Origin of the sequence: Neorhizobium phenanthreniclasticum, assembly GCF_040066075.1 — a bacterium.
Taxonomy (GTDB): domain Bacteria; phylum Pseudomonadota; class Alphaproteobacteria; order Rhizobiales; family Rhizobiaceae; genus Neorhizobium; species Neorhizobium petrolearium.
The window spans coordinates 34,268-49,142 of record NZ_JBEAAL010000001.1; the positions used below are offsets into that span (position 1 = coordinate 34,268).

Consider the following 14,875-nt stretch of genomic DNA (forward strand, 5'->3'; position numbering starts at 1 on the left):
CCAACACATCCGCCATCGGACAGAAGCGGAAAGTCTTACGCCGTCAGAAGCTCGCGGGCGGCGGGGGTCTTGCTCTCGCCGGTGCCTTCGATGGCATCCGCGATCGTGGTGGTGAACAGCACATTGCGCGTGGCATCAGCAACGCGGGCAAAGACATGGCGGATCTCGCAAAGTTGCTCGCCGTCGCAATCCTCGCATTTCCGGTAGGCGGTCTGTGACAGGCAGGGAAGCGGTGCGATCGGCCCGTCGACGAGACGCAGCACTTCGCCGAAGGTGATGGCGTCGGCCGGTTTCAGCAGAAGATAGCCGCCCTGCTTGCCGCGGCGGCTGATGACGATGCCGGAGCGCTTCAGGTCGAGCAGGATCTGTTCCAGGAACTTCTTTGGAATACTCTGCTGAACGGCGATCTCGGAGATCAGCATCGGCTCGTCTGGATCGGCCTGCGCAAGGGCGGCCAGCGCCCTCAGCGCATATTTCGCTTTCTGGGATATCATCACGCAACCATCGACAAATAGCGCCGCCGCAGGGCCAAAGGCCTCACGGCGCCGCTCATTCAGCTTCGTTTGAGGCATCCACGGGGCCGCCGGACATGGCGCTCAGGGGGTGCATGCACGCAAGCGGAAACCCTGCCTTGCGAGCATGTATCCGGATTAGCCCAAATCATGAGAAATTACAAACCAATGCCGGGGTTTCCGGAGATAAATCCGGTCACTTTTGGTTAAGGCGGCAGGTTTTCTGTGTGAATGCCGCTTTGGAGAGATATTTGCTCTCCATCTCCATGGGAAGAAACGGGTTTTTCTGTCCTTTCGCGCCGCTTGCCGGGATAATCCAGCAATTGCTCACGGAATGAGACCCCATGACCCTTCATGACGCCGCGGGCCAGGACCGGTTGGCCCAAGCCCCGCCGGTAGTGGCTGATACCCTCGCCGCCCAACTCGAAAGCCTAGACCTTGCCGGTCGCCTGGCGCTGGCCGCCGGGCTTGGACATGCCGTCTTCACCACCTCGCTCGGCATCGAGGACCAGGTGATCACCGCTGCGATCGGAACGCACCGATTGCCGATCGAGGTATCGACGCTGGAGACGGGCCGGCTGTTCAAGGAAACCGTCGACCTGATCGGCGAGACCGAGGAGCGCTACGGCATCGCCATCCACCGCTTCACGCCCGAACAGGGCGATGTGGACGCCTATGTCGCCAAATACGGCATGAACGGCTTCTACGAAAGCGTCGAGGCCCGCCACGCCTGCTGTCATGTGCGCAAGCTGAAGCCGCTTGCCAGGGCGCTTTCGGGCGCCGACGTATGGATCACCGGACTTCGCCGCGGCCAGTCGGGCAACCGCGCCGCAACGCCGTTCGCCGAATATGATGCGGAGCGCAACCTCATCAAGATCAACCCTCTTGCTGACTGGGACATGGAGACGATCCGCGCCCATGTGTCGGCCGAGGCCATTCCCGTCAACCCGCTGCATGCCCGCGGCTATCCTTCGATCGGCTGCGAGCCCTGCACCCGCGCTATCAAGCCCGGCGAGCCGGAACGCGCCGGCCGGTGGTGGTGGGAAAACGACGAGAAGCGCGAATGCGGCCTGCATGTGCCGGAAAGCGCCGCCCAGCCCATCCCGCCGGTAAGCCAGATCGCCCGCTAACCCTTTATGTTTGTTTTCCAGACTGCCCGGAGACCGAAATGCTTTTGTCTGTACAGGAAACGGATGTGAAGACCCCGCCCGTTTCCAGACCACCGCTCGATCCGCATCTGAAAGCCCTCGAAAACGAAGCGATCCACATCTTCCGCGAAGTGGCGGCAGAATTCGAAAAGCCGGTGATGCTCTATTCGATCGGCAAGGATTCTTCCGTCCTGCTGCATCTCGCCCGCAAGGCCTTTTATCCTGGTCGTGTGCCCTTCCCGCTTCTGCATGTGGACACGACCTGGAAGTTCCGCGAGATGATCGCGTTCCGCGACGAGATTGCCGCGAAATACGACCTCGACCTCGTGGTGCATACCAATCCGCGCGGCGCTGCCGAAGGTATCACGCCCTTCAGCCATGGTTCGGCGATCTATACCGACATCATGAAGACCGAGGCGCTCAAGCAGGCGCTCGATGCCGGCGGCTATGACGCGGCTTTCGGTGGCGCGCGACGCGACGAAGAGGCATCGCGCGCCAAGGAGCGCATCTATTCCTTCCGAACGCCGGACCACAAATGGGACCCGCGCAACCAGCGCCCCGAACTCTGGAACGTCTATAACGGCATGATCAGACAAGGCGAGAGCGTGCGCGCCTTCCCGCTCTCCAACTGGACGGAAGTCGATATCTGGCGCTACATCCAGGCCGAGGATATTCCCCTCGTGCCGCTCTACTACGCCGCCGAACGGCCCTATGTGGAACGGGACGGGATGATGATCCTCGCCGAGGATCTGCGCCTTCAACTGCTTCCCGGCGAGGTCGTCCAACGGGGCATGATCCGCTTCCGCACGCTCGGCTGCTTCCCGCTCACCGGCGCGATCCGCTCGCACGCCACCACGCTTGAGGAGGTGATCGCCGAGCTCGAGATCGCCACCGTCTCCGAACGGCAGGGCCGCGCGATCGACCGCGACCAGTCCGGCTCGATGGAGAAGAAGAAACGCGAAGGATATTTCTGAGATGACCGCTCATGCCCAAACCGCTTCGGCCACCATCCTGCCCCTGGCCGAACCTTTAAAGGCGGTGCGCGACACACGACCGCTGCGCCTCATCACCTGCGGTTCGGTCGACGATGGCAAATCGACGCTGATCGGCCGCCTGCTGTGGGACACCAAGGCGGTGAAGGAAGACCAGGCGGCAACGCTTGCCCGTGACAGCGGCCAACAGAACGATCTCGGTCTGCCGGATTTCGCCCTCTTGCTCGACGGTCTGCAGGCCGAGCGCGAACAGGGCATCACGATCGACGTCGCCTACCGTTATTTCTCCACCGACCGGCGCTCCTTCATCGTCGCCGACACGCCCGGCCACGAGCAATATACCCGCAACATGGCGACAGGCGCCTCGACCGCCGATCTTGCGGTGCTTCTGGCCGATGCCCGCGCCGGCCTGCTCGAACAGACCCGTCGTCACGCGACGATCGCGGCGCTGATGGGCATCCGGCAGTTCGTGCTGGCGGTCAACAAGATCGACCTCGTGAACTACGACAAGGCCGTCTTCGAGAGGATTTCCCACGAGTTTCGCGAATTCGCCCTGTCGCTCGGCGTGCGCCAGATCACCGCGATCCCGATGTCGGCGCTGAAGGGCGAGAACGTCGTCTATTCGGCCGAAGCTGCGATGCCCTGGTACGACGGGCCGACCTTGATCGAGACGCTGGAGCTCGCAACGGTGCGATCCGGGCAAGCCGGCGGCTTCCGCCTGCCGGTGCAGCGCGTTTCCCGCCCCGGCGAAGGCTTTCGAGGCTATCAGGGCACGGTTGCCGGCGGCTCCATCAAGCCGGGCGACAGCGTCACGATCCTGCCCTCAGGCACGGTCGCCAATGTCAAGCAGATCGTCACCTTCGATCTGGTGCGTAACGCGGCGGTCGCCGGCGACGCGATCACGCTGGTCCTCGACCGGCAGGTGGATGTGTCCCGCGGCGACATGATCGTCTCGATCGACAGCCAACCGATGACCGGCCACCATTTTGACGCCCAGCTCGTCTCGTTGCAGCCGGGCGGTATCGAACCGGGAAAACGCTATTGGCTGAAGAGCGGTTCGCGCCGCCAGCGCGCCACGGTCGAGCCCTTGTCGCAGCTCGAGCTTGCGACAGGCAAGTGGCTGCCGCATGCCTCAACGCTCTCGATGAACGCCATCGGCAAGGTGCGCCTTTCGTTCGAAGAGCTGGCGGTTTTCGACCCTTACGAACAGAACCGCTCGACCGGCGCCTTCATCCTGATCGATCCCGATACGCTGAACACCGTGGCAGGCGGGATGATCACCGCCAAGCGCGGCGATGTCGGCGGCATCCATCGCAGCCAAGGGGGAGAAGGCCAGCGCGTGGTTCTCTCGCTGCCGGCAGATCTTGCCGAACAGATCATGGCAAGCGAGCTTTTCGCAAACCGCCGCGACGAAGCGGAAATCAGGCGCATGACGGCCAAGCAGGCCGCGGAGATATTCTCGAACGCCGCAAGCGACATCTGAACGCTGGTGATGGTGATAGGAAAGGGGCCGTTTGGCCCCTTCTTTGTCAGTTAGCCGTGGCCGTCTCGCCGGTCCCCTCCTCGGTCCTGCCGGAAAAGAAGTTCGCAAGCAGGGCGCCGGAAATATTGTGCCAGACGCTGAAGATCGCGCTCGGCACGGCGGCCGCCGGCGAAAAATAGGCGGTGGCGAGCGCCGCGCCCAACCCGCTGTTCTGCATGCCGACTTCGATCGCGATCGCCTTGCGCTTGGCAAGCGAAAGCCCGCTTGCCCTGGCGGCGAAGAAACCGAGAAGATAACCGAGCCCGTTATGGAGCACGACGATGGCGAAGATCAGCAGGCCGGACTGGGCGATCGCGCCCTTGCTGGCGGCGACCACCGCCGAGACGATCAGCACGATGCCGATGACGCTGACGAGCGGCAGGGCCGGCACGGCAGCCTTCACGGCACCGGGCAGAAGCTTCTGCAATGCAAAGCCGAGAGCCAGCGGCACCAGGACGACCTTGACGATGCTGATGAACATCGCCCAGGCATCGACCGGCAGATACTGGCTGGCGAACAGCCAGACGAGGAAGGGCGTGACGATCGGCGCGGCGAGCGTCGTGACACTGGTGCACGCGACTGAAAGTGCGACATCGCCCTTGCTCAGATAGGTCATCACGTTGGACGACGTCCCACCGGGGCAGCAGCCGACCAGGATGACGCCTGCCGCGACCTCGGGCGACAAAGGAATGATCCTCGTCAGCAGCACAGCAAGCAGCGGCATGATCAGGAACTGGGAAACGACGCCGATGCCGACATCGAAGGGGCGCTTGCCCACTTCCCTGAAGTCGTCGACGGAAAGGGTCAGCCCCATCCCGAACATGATGATGCCGAGCAGCGTGACAATATAGGGACCGATCTGCCTGAACAGATCGGGCAGCAGATAGCCGAGCACTGCGAAACCGATGACCCACAGGGCGAAGGTCTTGCCGACAAAGGCAGAGAGCGTTGCGAGCGTTTTCAACATGGCCTCCTTCAAACGAAGGGGGCGCAATACGCCGACTGTCGAAGGCGTCAAGGCCAGCGAAGGGCAAAAGTGTCCATTTCCATGGCGGGATTCACGCTTCTCGACCATGATTGACCGCTTCTGACGGGAAGAGACCCGTCAGAGAGGCTCCAGGCCCGGCCGCCACCGATCAAACCGACGCAGGCCGGAAGCCGAAGGCGTGCCTTTGCCTTCCTAATCCGGCATGTTCACTTCCACGTCCAGGAAGGGCGCGTATTGTTGCGCACCGAAGATGTCCGCATCGCCGGGGCTGCCGCTCGGCCGGAGCCGAAGGATGGTGAACTTGATGGCGCAGGCGGGATCGTATTCGACGAAATCGGTCAATCGAGCCGTATCGGCGTTCAGGATGCGGCAGACGGATTGGCGCGTCAGCACCCCCGAACGCTTTACCTTTTCGTAGGTGTCTCGCTCCCGGAAGATGATGTCGAAGGTGATCTTGTCGGTTCCGGCATTCTTGCTGCGGATGGTCTTGGCGAGATCGGAGAGTTTTTTCACGCTCATGATTGGTTCTTTCCCGGCTTTTCAGCCGACGATCGCAGTATGGGTAGGGAAAAGTTCGAGCGGATCGCTGACGGCCATCGTGTGGTTGATCGTCCAGCGATAGGCCGGGCTTGCCGGCATCACCTCGTCCAGCACGAAGGAAACACCGCCGGCCGTGCCTTTGACATCCGGCAGCCGCGCATAGAAAAGCTGGCGCGTGCCGGTGATCGTGACTTCCTCAGCCATTTCCTTGGTCGGCGCCACGCCCTGCACGACGATCAGGAGCTCATGGCCGGGCTTGTCCTTCAGCGGCTCCAGATCGCCCATGATGCCATTGCGCCCGAAGACGTTGTAATGCAGTTCCCAGCCCTCGTCACCGAAGCGCTCGCGGACCTGGGTGCGCGCCCATTCGATCACCTCGTCCACATGGGCGATGGTGTAGGGGTCACGGATACCGGCCATGCCGACAAACCGCTCGCCGATCTTGCCCGAGCCTTCCAGCTTGACACGGAACTCCTCGGCCGGAACGAAACGCATTCCGGTGACGCGGGTGGTCTTTTCGGAAACCTGCTCATAGACGCAATCGGCCATGTCGAGCATGCCGCCCGCCACGAATTCATGGAACGGATTGGAGCGCTCGTACATCGCATGGCCGGCAACCGAGGCGATGGTGCAGCGCTGGGCAGGCGACATGGCCGTCACTTCCACCCAATCCTTCGTCACCTCCCCGAGCACCGTTTCCTTCGCTCCATAAGGTTCGGCGCAGAAGGAGGCGCATTCCAGCACCTTGCCGAGATAATAGGACTGCGCTTCCGGAAAACCGCGTGCCAGTGCCGCGCCGGCGAAGACGGCGCTGTCGGAAGACCGCCCGCCGATGATGACGTCGCAGCCCTGATCCAGAAGCGCGCGGAACGGATGCACGCCCGCCATGGCGACGATACGGGACGTGGCGTCCAACTCCTCTTCCGTCAGCGCCTGCCGGGCATCGAGCCCCTGGATGGTCGAGCCGGAGCGGATCTTCTCGCGCACCAGTTCCTTGTCCACCTCGGAATAGAACCAGCCGAGCTTGAACGGCGGCAGTTTGTGGCGGGCGGCAATCTCGCGGATCATCTCCACATACATGTCGACGCGGCTGTTCGTGCCGGTATCGCCCGACGAGCCGATGATCATCGGCACGCCGATGCGGCGGGACGCGAGCAGCATCTCTTCGAGATCGTGCTCCTGCCAGGCTTTCGGACTGGCACAGATGTCATTGCCGAGCGGCACGGGACCGATATCGTCGCTGCCGGAATCGGCGGCTATGAAATCCGGCCCGGCCTCGACGCCGATGTGGAAGCTCCCGGGCTTCAGGGGCGCAAACCCCAGATGACCGTTCGGGCAGATGATCTTCAGCGACTGCATGCATGTAACTCCCGCAGCAATGATTGTCATGGCAGCGGTTATGCATGGCTCGTGCCAACCTGGTTTCGGGCTGGCAAACGGTTGTTTTTAAAGGAATTCCAGCATCTTTCGCATCATCGTGCATGGCCTCGCGCGAATTTCACGCCGCATGCAGGAAAATCGCGCATCAAGCGCCGGCCAGCCCCAGCTTGATCATCTGATGACGCAGAGCATGACGGCTGAGCTTCAAAGCGGCGGCGGCCTGCTGGACATTGCCGCCTGCGGCTGAAAGCGCCTGCTGTACGAGCTGTTTCTGGAAGGCGGCGCTTGCGTTGTGAAAGCCAAGGCCGGCGAAATCCTGTACGCCCGCAACAGATGGTATCGCGGGAAGCACAGTGGCGGAATGGGCGCGGGCGGTGCGCAGGATACGATCCGGCAGGTGGCGCGGCAGGATCATGTCCTCCTCTTCCAGGATGAAGATGCGCTCGATCAGGTTTTCGAGTTCGCGCACGTTGCCGGGCCAGGGATAGGAGAGGAAAATCCGCGCCGCCTCGTCGCTCACGCCGCGGATCGACCGGCCGTATTGCTCGTTGAACTTGTCGATGAAATGCCGGGCGAGGATCAGCACGTCCTCGCCACGTTCGCGCAGGGAGGGAATGTTGAGCGCGATCACCTGCAGCCGGTAATAGAGGTCCTCGCGGAAGCGGCCGGAATTGACCTCCGACAGCAGGATCTTGTTGGTCGCCGCAATGAAGCGCACGTCGACCGCTGTCGTCTTCACGGCACCGACGCGGCGGAAATTCTGGGTGTCGAGCAGGCTTAACAGCTTTGCCTGCAAAACGAGATCCAGTTCGCGGATTTCGTCGAGGAAAATCGTGCCGTGATTGGCGGCTTCCACCAGCCCCGTCTTCTTCTCCGTCGCACCGGTGAAGGCGCCCCGCTCATGGCCGAACAGCTCCGATTCCATCAGGCTCGACGGAATGGCGGCGCAATTGAGATCGACGAATTCCTTTGTCGCGCGGGCCGATTGCTGGTGCAGCATGCGCGCCACGAGCCCCTTGCCGGTGCCGGTCTCACCGTAGATCAGCACGGTGCGGGTCGGACTTGCGGCGACACGGGTCACGAGCTTGCGCAGCGCGTGAATGCTTTCGTGCGCGCCGATAATCTCGCCCTCGTAACGCGCCATGCGCGGCTCCTGATCCAGCTTGCGGGCCATCCTGCCACCTCAGCCGGTCAGATCGTAGACCCGCCACCGGCCTTCGCAGGGATTGCCCTCCAGAAAGTACAGCTGGAGCATATTACAGGCAAAGATCGCGGAGGAAATGGTGCGGGCTGCGTCCTTTTCGCCGTGCTGGCACAGCGGTCCGCAATGCGGCCCGTCCGGGGCATGGGTTGCCATCAGTCGCGCGGCACGGGGTACGGTCCAGTCGCCCACCGGCACCTCTCTCGAAAGGTAGGCGAAACGGTCGAAGGAATTGGCGTCGATGCGGTCGCCGTCATCGGTGAAATTGAAGGAGGAGAGTTCCGGCGAGACGAAATGGTTGGTGCGCCAGACGCGGCGCCCCTCCTCGACACCCAGAAGGTCCGTGCCGAACTCCACCGAGGCCACGTGTCCGTACCGGTCGGCGAGCGTGACCGAACCACCGCCGGCATGCCGTCTCGCCCGCAGGAACGCGATGGCCTCCGGCACCGAGCGACAGGTGGCGAGGATGCGCGTCATTGCAAAGTAACGGAGCCAGCCGACGCCATGGCGGCGGCTGCCGATATGGGTATCGACCAATGCAAGGCCGGCGGCATTGATGCCGCTCGAATAGGCGCCGGGGCTGCCTGCGCTGCCGACGCAGAGCATCCTGCCGGTCTCGATGTCCGGCCCCTCATGCAGGAAGACGCGCTGGATGCCGACATGGATGCCGGAAAAGTCACGGTTCTTGACGACAAGCGGGCCTTCCGGCCCCTCGCCAATCGCGAAGGTGGAGCAGCCGTCTGCATCGAGCCCCGCCCCCTTGCTCAGATCCCTGAGAAGGCTGAGATGCTGATGGATGAAAAGCTCGTCCTCCGGCAGGTCGAAGCCTTCGGCGATACCCGCAAGTTCCGCCATCGTGTGGGGATCGCTTTCCAGAAGGAAAGCGCGCTGGCGGTGCAGAAATTCCAGCGCCGCTGCATCGAGCACGCCTTCGGCTCTCGCCTGCTCCACGCGGCCGATCGTGGCGGCGAAAACGGTCTCGTGCGCGACCCCGGCGGCAGCCTGCGCCAGGCCGCGCTCGAAGGCGGTGCCGGTGAGGCGGACGGGAAAAGCAGGTTCGACAACAAAGGCGGTCATGAGGTCATCATCATCCTTGCACAAGCTCTTCGGCGAAATGGCAGGCGGCGGTGTGGCCTTCGCCGACCGTGCGGACGACAGGCACGTCCGTCCGGCAACGCTCCACCGCCAGCGGACAGCGGGTATGGAACTTGCAGCCGGGCGGCGGCGCCTGCGGAGAAGGCAGATCGCCGGTAAGCTTCACCCGCTTGCGCAAGCCCGGAGAATCCACGTCCGGCACTGCCGACAGCAGGCTTTGCGTATAGGGATGGCGCGGCGATTGCAGCACCCGCTCCACCGGTCCCATCTCGACGATCTCGCCGAGATACATCACCGCCACACGATCGGAGAGATAGCCGATCACCGAAATATCGTGCGAGACGAAGAGATAGGTGAGGCCGAGTTCGCGTTTCAGCTCTATGAGAAGCTTGATGATCTGCGCCTGGATCGATACGTCGAGCGCCGAGACCGGCTCGTCGCAGACGATGAAGCGCGGGTTGCTGATCAGAGCGCGGGCAATGCCGATGCGCTGGCGCTGTCCGCCCGAGAACTGGTGTGGATAGCGGTCGAGATGGGCCGCCTTCAGACCGACGCGCTCCATGATCGCCGCCACCTTGTCGCGCGCCTCCCTGCCGCTCTTCGCCAGGTTATGCAGTTTCAGCGGCAGGCCGACGATTTCCGCCACCGTGCGGCGCGGATTGAGCGAGGCATAGGGGTCCTGAAAGATGATCTGCATATCGCGGCGCATGGCCTTGAGTTCTGCCGGGGAAAGCGCCGTCACGTCTGCGCCGTCGAAGGTGACGCGTCCCGCCGTCGGTTCGTGCAGGCGCAGGACGGCACGCCCGAGCGTGGACTTGCCACAGCCGCTTTCGCCGATCAGCCCCAGCGTTTCGCCGCGGGCGACCGTGAAACTGACGCCATTGAGCGCCCGGATGCTGATCGCCGGCCGCCCGGCCAGGCGGTCCATGAGGCTCCGACGCCCGCCGTAATGCTTGACGAGGCTTTCGACCCTGATGAGTGGTTCCGACACGGTCATGGCCTTGTCTCCTCTTCGAGCCGGATGCAGCGGGCGCGGCGGGCAGCGCCGATTTCGCGCATGGCGATCGGCTGAAGGCAGGCATCGATGCGCTCGCGGCAGCGCGAATAGAACCGGCATTGCGGCGGCAGGCCGATCAGGTCCGGCACCTGCCCCTCGATCGGCTCGATCGGCTGGCCGCGTAGCGAAAGCCGCGGGATCGAACGCAGCAGCCCCTTGGTATAGGGATGGCGCGGATCGCCGATCACCGCGGCGGTCGGCCCTTCCTCGACCACCTGGCCGGCATAGAGCACCATCATCCGGTCGCAATATTCCGAAACGACGCCGAGATCGTGGGTGATCAGCACCACGCTCATGCCAAGCCTTGTGCGAATATCCGCGATCAGTTCCAGCACCTGCGCCTGGATGGTGACGTCGAGCGCCGTCGTCGGCTCGTCGGCGATCAGGAGCTTGGGCCGGCAGGCGAGCGCAATCGCGATCATGATGCGCTGACGCATGCCGCCGGAGAACTCGTGCGGGTAATATCTGAGCCTCTCATCGGCGGAGGGAATGCCGACCAGGGTTAGCATTTCCACCGCCTTTTTCCGTGCAGCTTCGGTTCTCGCGCGTCCACCGGAAGGCAAAGTCTCGTCATGCGCATAGAGCACTTCGAGGATCTGCTCGCCGACCGTCAGTGCCGGATTGAGGGCGGTCAGCGCGTCCTGCATGGTCATCGCGATATGGCGTCCGCGGATGCGGCGCAGTTCCTTCTGCGAAAGCGCGCGAAGATCGCGCCCCTCGAAGCGGATCGCACCCTCTTCGATGCGGCCGGGACTTCTCACCAGGCCCATGACTGAAGCAAAGGTGACGCTTTTGCCGGAGCCGGATTCGCCGACCACGCCGAGACATTCGCCGGGGCGGACGTCGAGATCGACGCCATCGACGGCACGCACCTCTCCGGCGCGCGTATCGAACACGGTGCGCAGGCCGCGCACTTCGAGAAGATTGCCCATCGCGCCGGTCATTCGTGGAACCTCGGATCGAAGGCGTCGCGCAGGCCCTGGCTCGCGACGTTGATGACCAGCACCAGCGTCAGGATGGCGAGCCCCGGAAAGGTGCTGACCCACCAGGCTTCGAGGATGAAGGCGCGCCCGTCGGCCACCATCGAGCCCCAGGAGGCGGTGGGCGGCTGCACGCCGAGACCGAGGAAGGAGAGGCTCGCTTCGAGAATGATGACGTCCGCCATGCGGATGGTGGCGACGACCAGAACGGAGGAAAGCACATTCGGCATGATCTCGCGGATCATGATATGGAAGCGCGAGGCGCCGAGCGCACGCGCGGCCTCGACATATTCCAATTCTCGCACGGCGAGCGTCTCGCCGCGCACCACGCGGGCCGGGATCACCCATTCCTTGTAGACCAGCGCCAGGATGATGTTGACCAGACCCGGCCCCATCATCGCCATCAGGCCGATGGCGAAGATGAGATAGGGAAAGCCGAGCAGGATGTCGATCAGCCGCGAGATCAGCGTATCCACCCAGCCGCGCAGATATCCGGCGGCAAGCCCGGCGAGAATGCCGATGACGGTGGCGACGGCAACGACCACCGTGCCGATGAAGATCGATATGCGGGCGCCGTAGATGATGCGCGAGAAGATATCGCGGCCAAGCGCGTCGCATCCAAGCAGATAGGCCCATTCGCCGCCCGGCATCCAGGCGGGCGGCTGGAGGCGACGGAACAGGTCCGTCTCGTTCGGATCCTGCGGCGCGATCCAGGGCGCGAAGACGGCCATGACGACGAAGCCGAGCAGGATGACGGCGCTTGCCACGGCCAGGCGGTTTTCCGCGAAGGTGGCGAGGTTGCGCCGGAAAAGCGAGGCGGCGGGCGAAGCCGTCGCCGGATCGGATACGGCGCTCATAGTTTCACTCTCGGATTGAGGACCGTGTAGAGAATGTCGGCCACGAAATTCATCAGCACGTAGGTGACGGCGTAGAGAAGCACGGCCGCCTGCACGAGCGGGTAGTTGCGCACGAAGATGCTCTCCACCACCAGGCGCCCGAGGCCTGGCCAGCCGAATACGGTCTCGACGATCATGTTGCCGCCGAGCAGCGAGCCGGTTTCGATCGCCGCGACCGAAACGGTCGGGATGAGCGCGTTCTTCAGTGCATGTCGGAAGAGGATGCGCCTGCGGCTAATGCCCTTGGCCTCGGCGAAGGCGACGTAGTCCTGCCGCATTACCTCCAGCATGGCGGTGCGTGTGACGCGCGTCAGAATCGCTGTCATCGGCAGGCCGAGCGTGATCGCCGGCAGCAGGATATGCTTCACCGCGTCGAGGAAGGCGGAGAAGCGGCCTTGGAGCAAGGTATCGATCAGCAGGAAGCCGGTGACGGACGGCACCTCGCTTTCGAAACCGATGCGTCCCGAAACCGGCAGCAGCCTCAGATGCATGGCAAACAGCATCAGAAGCAGGATGCCGAACCAGAACCCCGGCAGCGACACGCCGAACAGCGAGCCGACGGTAGCGATGCGGTCAATGATCGTATTCTTATGGATGGCGGCCGCCACACCGAGCGGAATTGCGGTGGCGAGCGCGATCAGCATCGCCACGAGGCTCAGTTCGATGGTCGCCGGCAGGCGCTCGGAAATCACCTCGCTGACCGGGCGCCGATGAAAATAGCTGGTGCCGAAATCCCCCTGGACGGCATTGCCGAGAAAATTCAGGAACCGCTCCGGCAAAGGCCGATCCAGGCCGAGATCGCTGCGCAACAGCGCTTCCTGCTCGGCCGTCATGTTCTGGTCGCCGATCATGATCTCCACCGGATCGCCCGGTGTGAGCGCCAGCATCAGAAAGACGATGAGGCTCACACCGAGAAGAACGGGGATCAATTGCAGCAGACGTTCGAGAAACCTACCCACGTCCTGCCCTGTCCCGCTTATTCAACGCAGGCGTCGTGAAGGTTGATGCGGCTGTCGGCGCTCGGCTTCCAGCCCTTCACGCGCTTCGAAACCCCATAGATATCCTGGGGCACCCAGAGATAGACATAGGGAAGGTCAGCATTGATGATCGCTTCGGCCTTGTTGTAAAGCCCGGCCCGCTTTGCCGTATCGAGTTCGCTGGAGGCCTGGTCGAGCAGCTTGTCCAGTTCGGGATTGGCGTAATGAGCGGAATTGCCGCGATCGCCGCTGCGATGGGTGGGCAGGAAGATATCGTAGGGATCGAGCGAGCCGTTGCCCCAGGAGGTGAAATACATGTCTCCCTTGGGGTTTTCGTCCTTCGGGTCCCACTTGGCTTTCAGAATGGCCGACTCGCTGACTTCCACCTTGGCGCGGATGCCGCTCTTCGCGAGCACGGAGGCGATTGCCTGGACCGTATCCTTATAGGCACCCTCCGTGTCGATCACCACATCGATGCCGTCGGGATAACCCGCCGCGGCAAGCAGGGCCTTGGCTTTCTGCGGATCATAGTCGTGAGACGGCAGCTTCGAAGCCCCGAAGGCGGCCGGGCTCAGGATACCGTCGATGGACACGGCGTTGCCGCCGAGGATGCGGTCGATGATCAGCTTCTTGTCGAGCGCGTAGGCAACCGCCTGACGCATTTTAATGTCACCAAAGACCTTGCCCTTGTTGTTGAGCGCGATGAAGAAGCTGCGCGTGCCGTTGACGGTCATCACCTCGGTATCGGGATTGTTCTTCACCTGCGCGATAGAGAAAGGCGGCAGCTCGTTGATGATGTCGATATCGCCGGAGAGAAGCGCCGCGACGCGAGAGGCGGTTTCCGGAATGACCTTGAAGATCACGCGGTCGACACAGGCCTTGCCGGCAGGCGGGATGTCCGACGCGCCGCCATAGTAGCCGTCGAAGCGCTCCATGATGATGGAATCGCCCTTGCGCCATTCGGTGAGCTTGAACGGACCGTTGCCGTTTACCTGGGTCGCCAGGCCGGCCGTGCCGACCTTTTCCACGAAGGCCTTGGAGACGATTTCCTGCACCGGCAACATGGCCGGCAGGATCGGCCAGGGCTCGCTCAGGGTGACGATCACCTTGTTGCCCTCGACCGCCGTCGACTTCAGCGGCCCGAGCAGGCTCTTACGCGGACTTGTCTGCCCGTCGCCCATGGCGCCTTCCACCGTCAGCCGGTCGAGCGTGAACTTGACATCCTCCGCCGTCAGGTCCGAACCGTCGTGAAACTTGATGCCCTTGCGGATGACGAACTCGAAGGTGGTCGGCGAGGTCTGCGTGAAGGATTCGGCGATCTCCGGGACGATCTTCATATCGGCATCGCGGGTGAGGATGCCGTCATAGAGATTGCGGATGATCGTTTCGGTTTCGCGGTTGCGGTGATTGGCCGGGTCGAGCGTGAGAGCATCGGCGGTGAAACCGACACGAATTTCCGAGGCGTCGACCGCCTGCAGAGGCAGGATGACGGCGAGCGCCGAGGCAAAGAGAAGGTTCTTGAAATTCCCCATTATCGTTCTCCTGTTCTTGCCAGAGATCATGCATGAATCCTGCACTTCCTGCTGG

The 14,875-nt window shown here is 63.1% G+C and carries 14 protein-coding genes; 3 read left to right on the plus strand and 11 right to left on the minus strand.

Annotation, left to right across the window (positions count from 1 at the left end; translation table 11 throughout):
- Nucleotides 1-35: 35 nt before the first annotated feature.
- Nucleotides 36-494 carry an RrF2 family transcriptional regulator gene (locus ABK249_RS00195; RefSeq protein WP_348862305.1) on the minus strand — a complete coding sequence of 153 codons (459 nt, stop codon included), beginning with the start codon at nt 492-494 and terminating at the stop codon, nt 36-38.
- A 362-nt stretch (nt 495-856) separates the two neighbouring features.
- On the opposite strand from ABK249_RS00195, the gene ABK249_RS00200 reads away from it, so the two are divergent.
- From ABK249_RS00200 to cysN, 3 genes are read left to right on the plus strand one after another with little or no spacing between them, the layout of a single operon-like run.
- Nucleotides 857-1,642, plus strand: a complete 786-nt coding sequence (locus ABK249_RS00200; protein WP_052183136.1) for a phosphoadenylyl-sulfate reductase — start codon at nt 857-859, stop codon at nt 1,640-1,642.
- Nucleotides 1,643-1,680: 38 nt separating this feature from the next.
- A complete protein-coding gene (gene cysD, locus ABK249_RS00205; protein ID WP_037157931.1) occupies nt 1,681-2,634 on the plus strand; it encodes a sulfate adenylyltransferase subunit CysD in 954 nt (317 codons plus the stop codon).
- Nucleotide 2,635: 1 nt separating this feature from the next.
- Complete coding sequence (gene cysN / locus ABK249_RS00210; protein ID WP_037157934.1) at nt 2,636-4,135, plus strand: sulfate adenylyltransferase subunit CysN; 1,500 nt, start codon at nt 2,636-2,638, stop codon at nt 4,133-4,135.
- 46 nt (nt 4,136-4,181) lie between these two features.
- On the opposite strand, the gene ABK249_RS00215 is transcribed toward cysN, so the two are convergent.
- The 10 genes from ABK249_RS00215 to ABK249_RS00260 form a co-directional block, all read right to left on the minus strand.
- Nucleotides 4,182-5,138, minus strand: a complete 957-nt coding sequence (locus ABK249_RS00215) for a bile acid:sodium symporter family protein (protein ID WP_037159753.1) — start codon at nt 5,136-5,138, stop codon at nt 4,182-4,184.
- A gap of 216 nt (nt 5,139-5,354) precedes the next feature.
- Complete coding sequence (locus tag ABK249_RS00220) at nt 5,355-5,681, minus strand: DUF4387 domain-containing protein (RefSeq protein WP_037157937.1); 327 nt, start codon at nt 5,679-5,681, stop codon at nt 5,355-5,357.
- Between the two features lie 21 nt (nt 5,682-5,702).
- A complete protein-coding gene (locus tag ABK249_RS00225) occupies nt 5,703-7,061 on the minus strand; it encodes an acyclic terpene utilization AtuA family protein (protein ID WP_037157939.1) in 1,359 nt (452 codons plus the stop codon).
- Between the two features lie 166 nt (nt 7,062-7,227).
- Complete coding sequence (locus ABK249_RS00230; RefSeq protein WP_227702142.1) at nt 7,228-8,256, minus strand: sigma-54 interaction domain-containing protein; 1,029 nt, start codon at nt 8,254-8,256, stop codon at nt 7,228-7,230.
- Nucleotides 8,257-8,265: 9 nt separating this feature from the next.
- Nucleotides 8,266-9,360: a C45 family autoproteolytic acyltransferase/hydolase gene (locus ABK249_RS00235; RefSeq protein WP_152601283.1), complete on the minus strand. Its 1,095-nt coding sequence runs from the start codon at nt 9,358-9,360 to the stop codon at nt 8,266-8,268.
- Nucleotides 9,361-9,370: 10 nt separating this feature from the next.
- Complete coding sequence (locus ABK249_RS00240) at nt 9,371-10,375, minus strand: ABC transporter ATP-binding protein (protein WP_227702140.1); 1,005 nt, start codon at nt 10,373-10,375, stop codon at nt 9,371-9,373.
- The gene (locus ABK249_RS00245; RefSeq protein ID WP_081953004.1) at nt 10,372-11,379 is read right to left on the minus strand and encodes an ABC transporter ATP-binding protein; all 1,008 of its coding nucleotides are present in this window, start codon (nt 11,377-11,379) and stop codon (nt 10,372-10,374) included. The genes ABK249_RS00240 and ABK249_RS00245 overlap by 4 nt, the downstream gene beginning before the upstream one ends.
- The gene (locus ABK249_RS00250) at nt 11,376-12,272 is read right to left on the minus strand and encodes an ABC transporter permease (protein WP_037157945.1); all 897 of its coding nucleotides are present in this window, start codon (nt 12,270-12,272) and stop codon (nt 11,376-11,378) included. The genes ABK249_RS00245 and ABK249_RS00250 overlap by 4 nt, the downstream gene beginning before the upstream one ends.
- The gene (locus ABK249_RS00255; RefSeq protein WP_348861900.1) at nt 12,269-13,270 is read right to left on the minus strand and encodes an ABC transporter permease; all 1,002 of its coding nucleotides are present in this window, start codon (nt 13,268-13,270) and stop codon (nt 12,269-12,271) included. Before ABK249_RS00255 ends, ABK249_RS00250 begins: the two co-directional genes overlap by 4 nt.
- Nucleotides 13,271-13,287: 17 nt before the next feature.
- Nucleotides 13,288-14,820, minus strand: a complete 1,533-nt coding sequence (locus tag ABK249_RS00260) for an ABC transporter substrate-binding protein (protein ID WP_348861901.1) — start codon at nt 14,818-14,820, stop codon at nt 13,288-13,290.
- Nucleotides 14,821-14,875 lie beyond the last annotated feature (55 nt).

Bases quoted from the DNA above. Each gene is read 5' to 3' on its own strand.
- ABK249_RS00195 (WP_348862305.1), bottom strand. From the start codon at position 494: ATGATATCCCAGAAAGCGAAATATGCGCTGAGGGCGCTGGCCGCCCTT.
- ABK249_RS00200 (WP_052183136.1), top strand. From the start codon at position 857: ATGACCCTTCATGACGCCGCGGGCCAGGACCGGTTGGCCCAAGCCCCG.
- cysD (WP_037157931.1), top strand. From the start codon at position 1,681: ATGCTTTTGTCTGTACAGGAAACGGATGTGAAGACCCCGCCCGTTTCC.
- cysN (WP_037157934.1), top strand. From the start codon at position 2,636: ATGACCGCTCATGCCCAAACCGCTTCGGCCACCATCCTGCCCCTGGCC.
- ABK249_RS00220 (WP_037157937.1), bottom strand. From the start codon at position 5,681: ATGAGCGTGAAAAAACTCTCCGATCTCGCCAAGACCATCCGCAGCAAG.
- ABK249_RS00225 (WP_037157939.1), bottom strand. From the start codon at position 7,061: ATGCAGTCGCTGAAGATCATCTGCCCGAACGGTCATCTGGGGTTTGCG.
- ABK249_RS00230 (WP_227702142.1), bottom strand. From the start codon at position 8,256: ATGGCCCGCAAGCTGGATCAGGAGCCGCGCATGGCGCGTTACGAGGGC.
- ABK249_RS00235 (WP_152601283.1), bottom strand. From the start codon at position 9,360: ATGACCGCCTTTGTTGTCGAACCTGCTTTTCCCGTCCGCCTCACCGGC.
- ABK249_RS00240 (WP_227702140.1), bottom strand. From the start codon at position 10,375: ATGACCGTGTCGGAACCACTCATCAGGGTCGAAAGCCTCGTCAAGCAT.
- ABK249_RS00245 (WP_081953004.1), bottom strand. From the start codon at position 11,379: ATGACCGGCGCGATGGGCAATCTTCTCGAAGTGCGCGGCCTGCGCACC.
- ABK249_RS00250 (WP_037157945.1), bottom strand. From the start codon at position 12,272: ATGAGCGCCGTATCCGATCCGGCGACGGCTTCGCCCGCCGCCTCGCTT.
- ABK249_RS00260 (WP_348861901.1), bottom strand. From the start codon at position 14,820: ATGGGGAATTTCAAGAACCTTCTCTTTGCCTCGGCGCTCGCCGTCATC.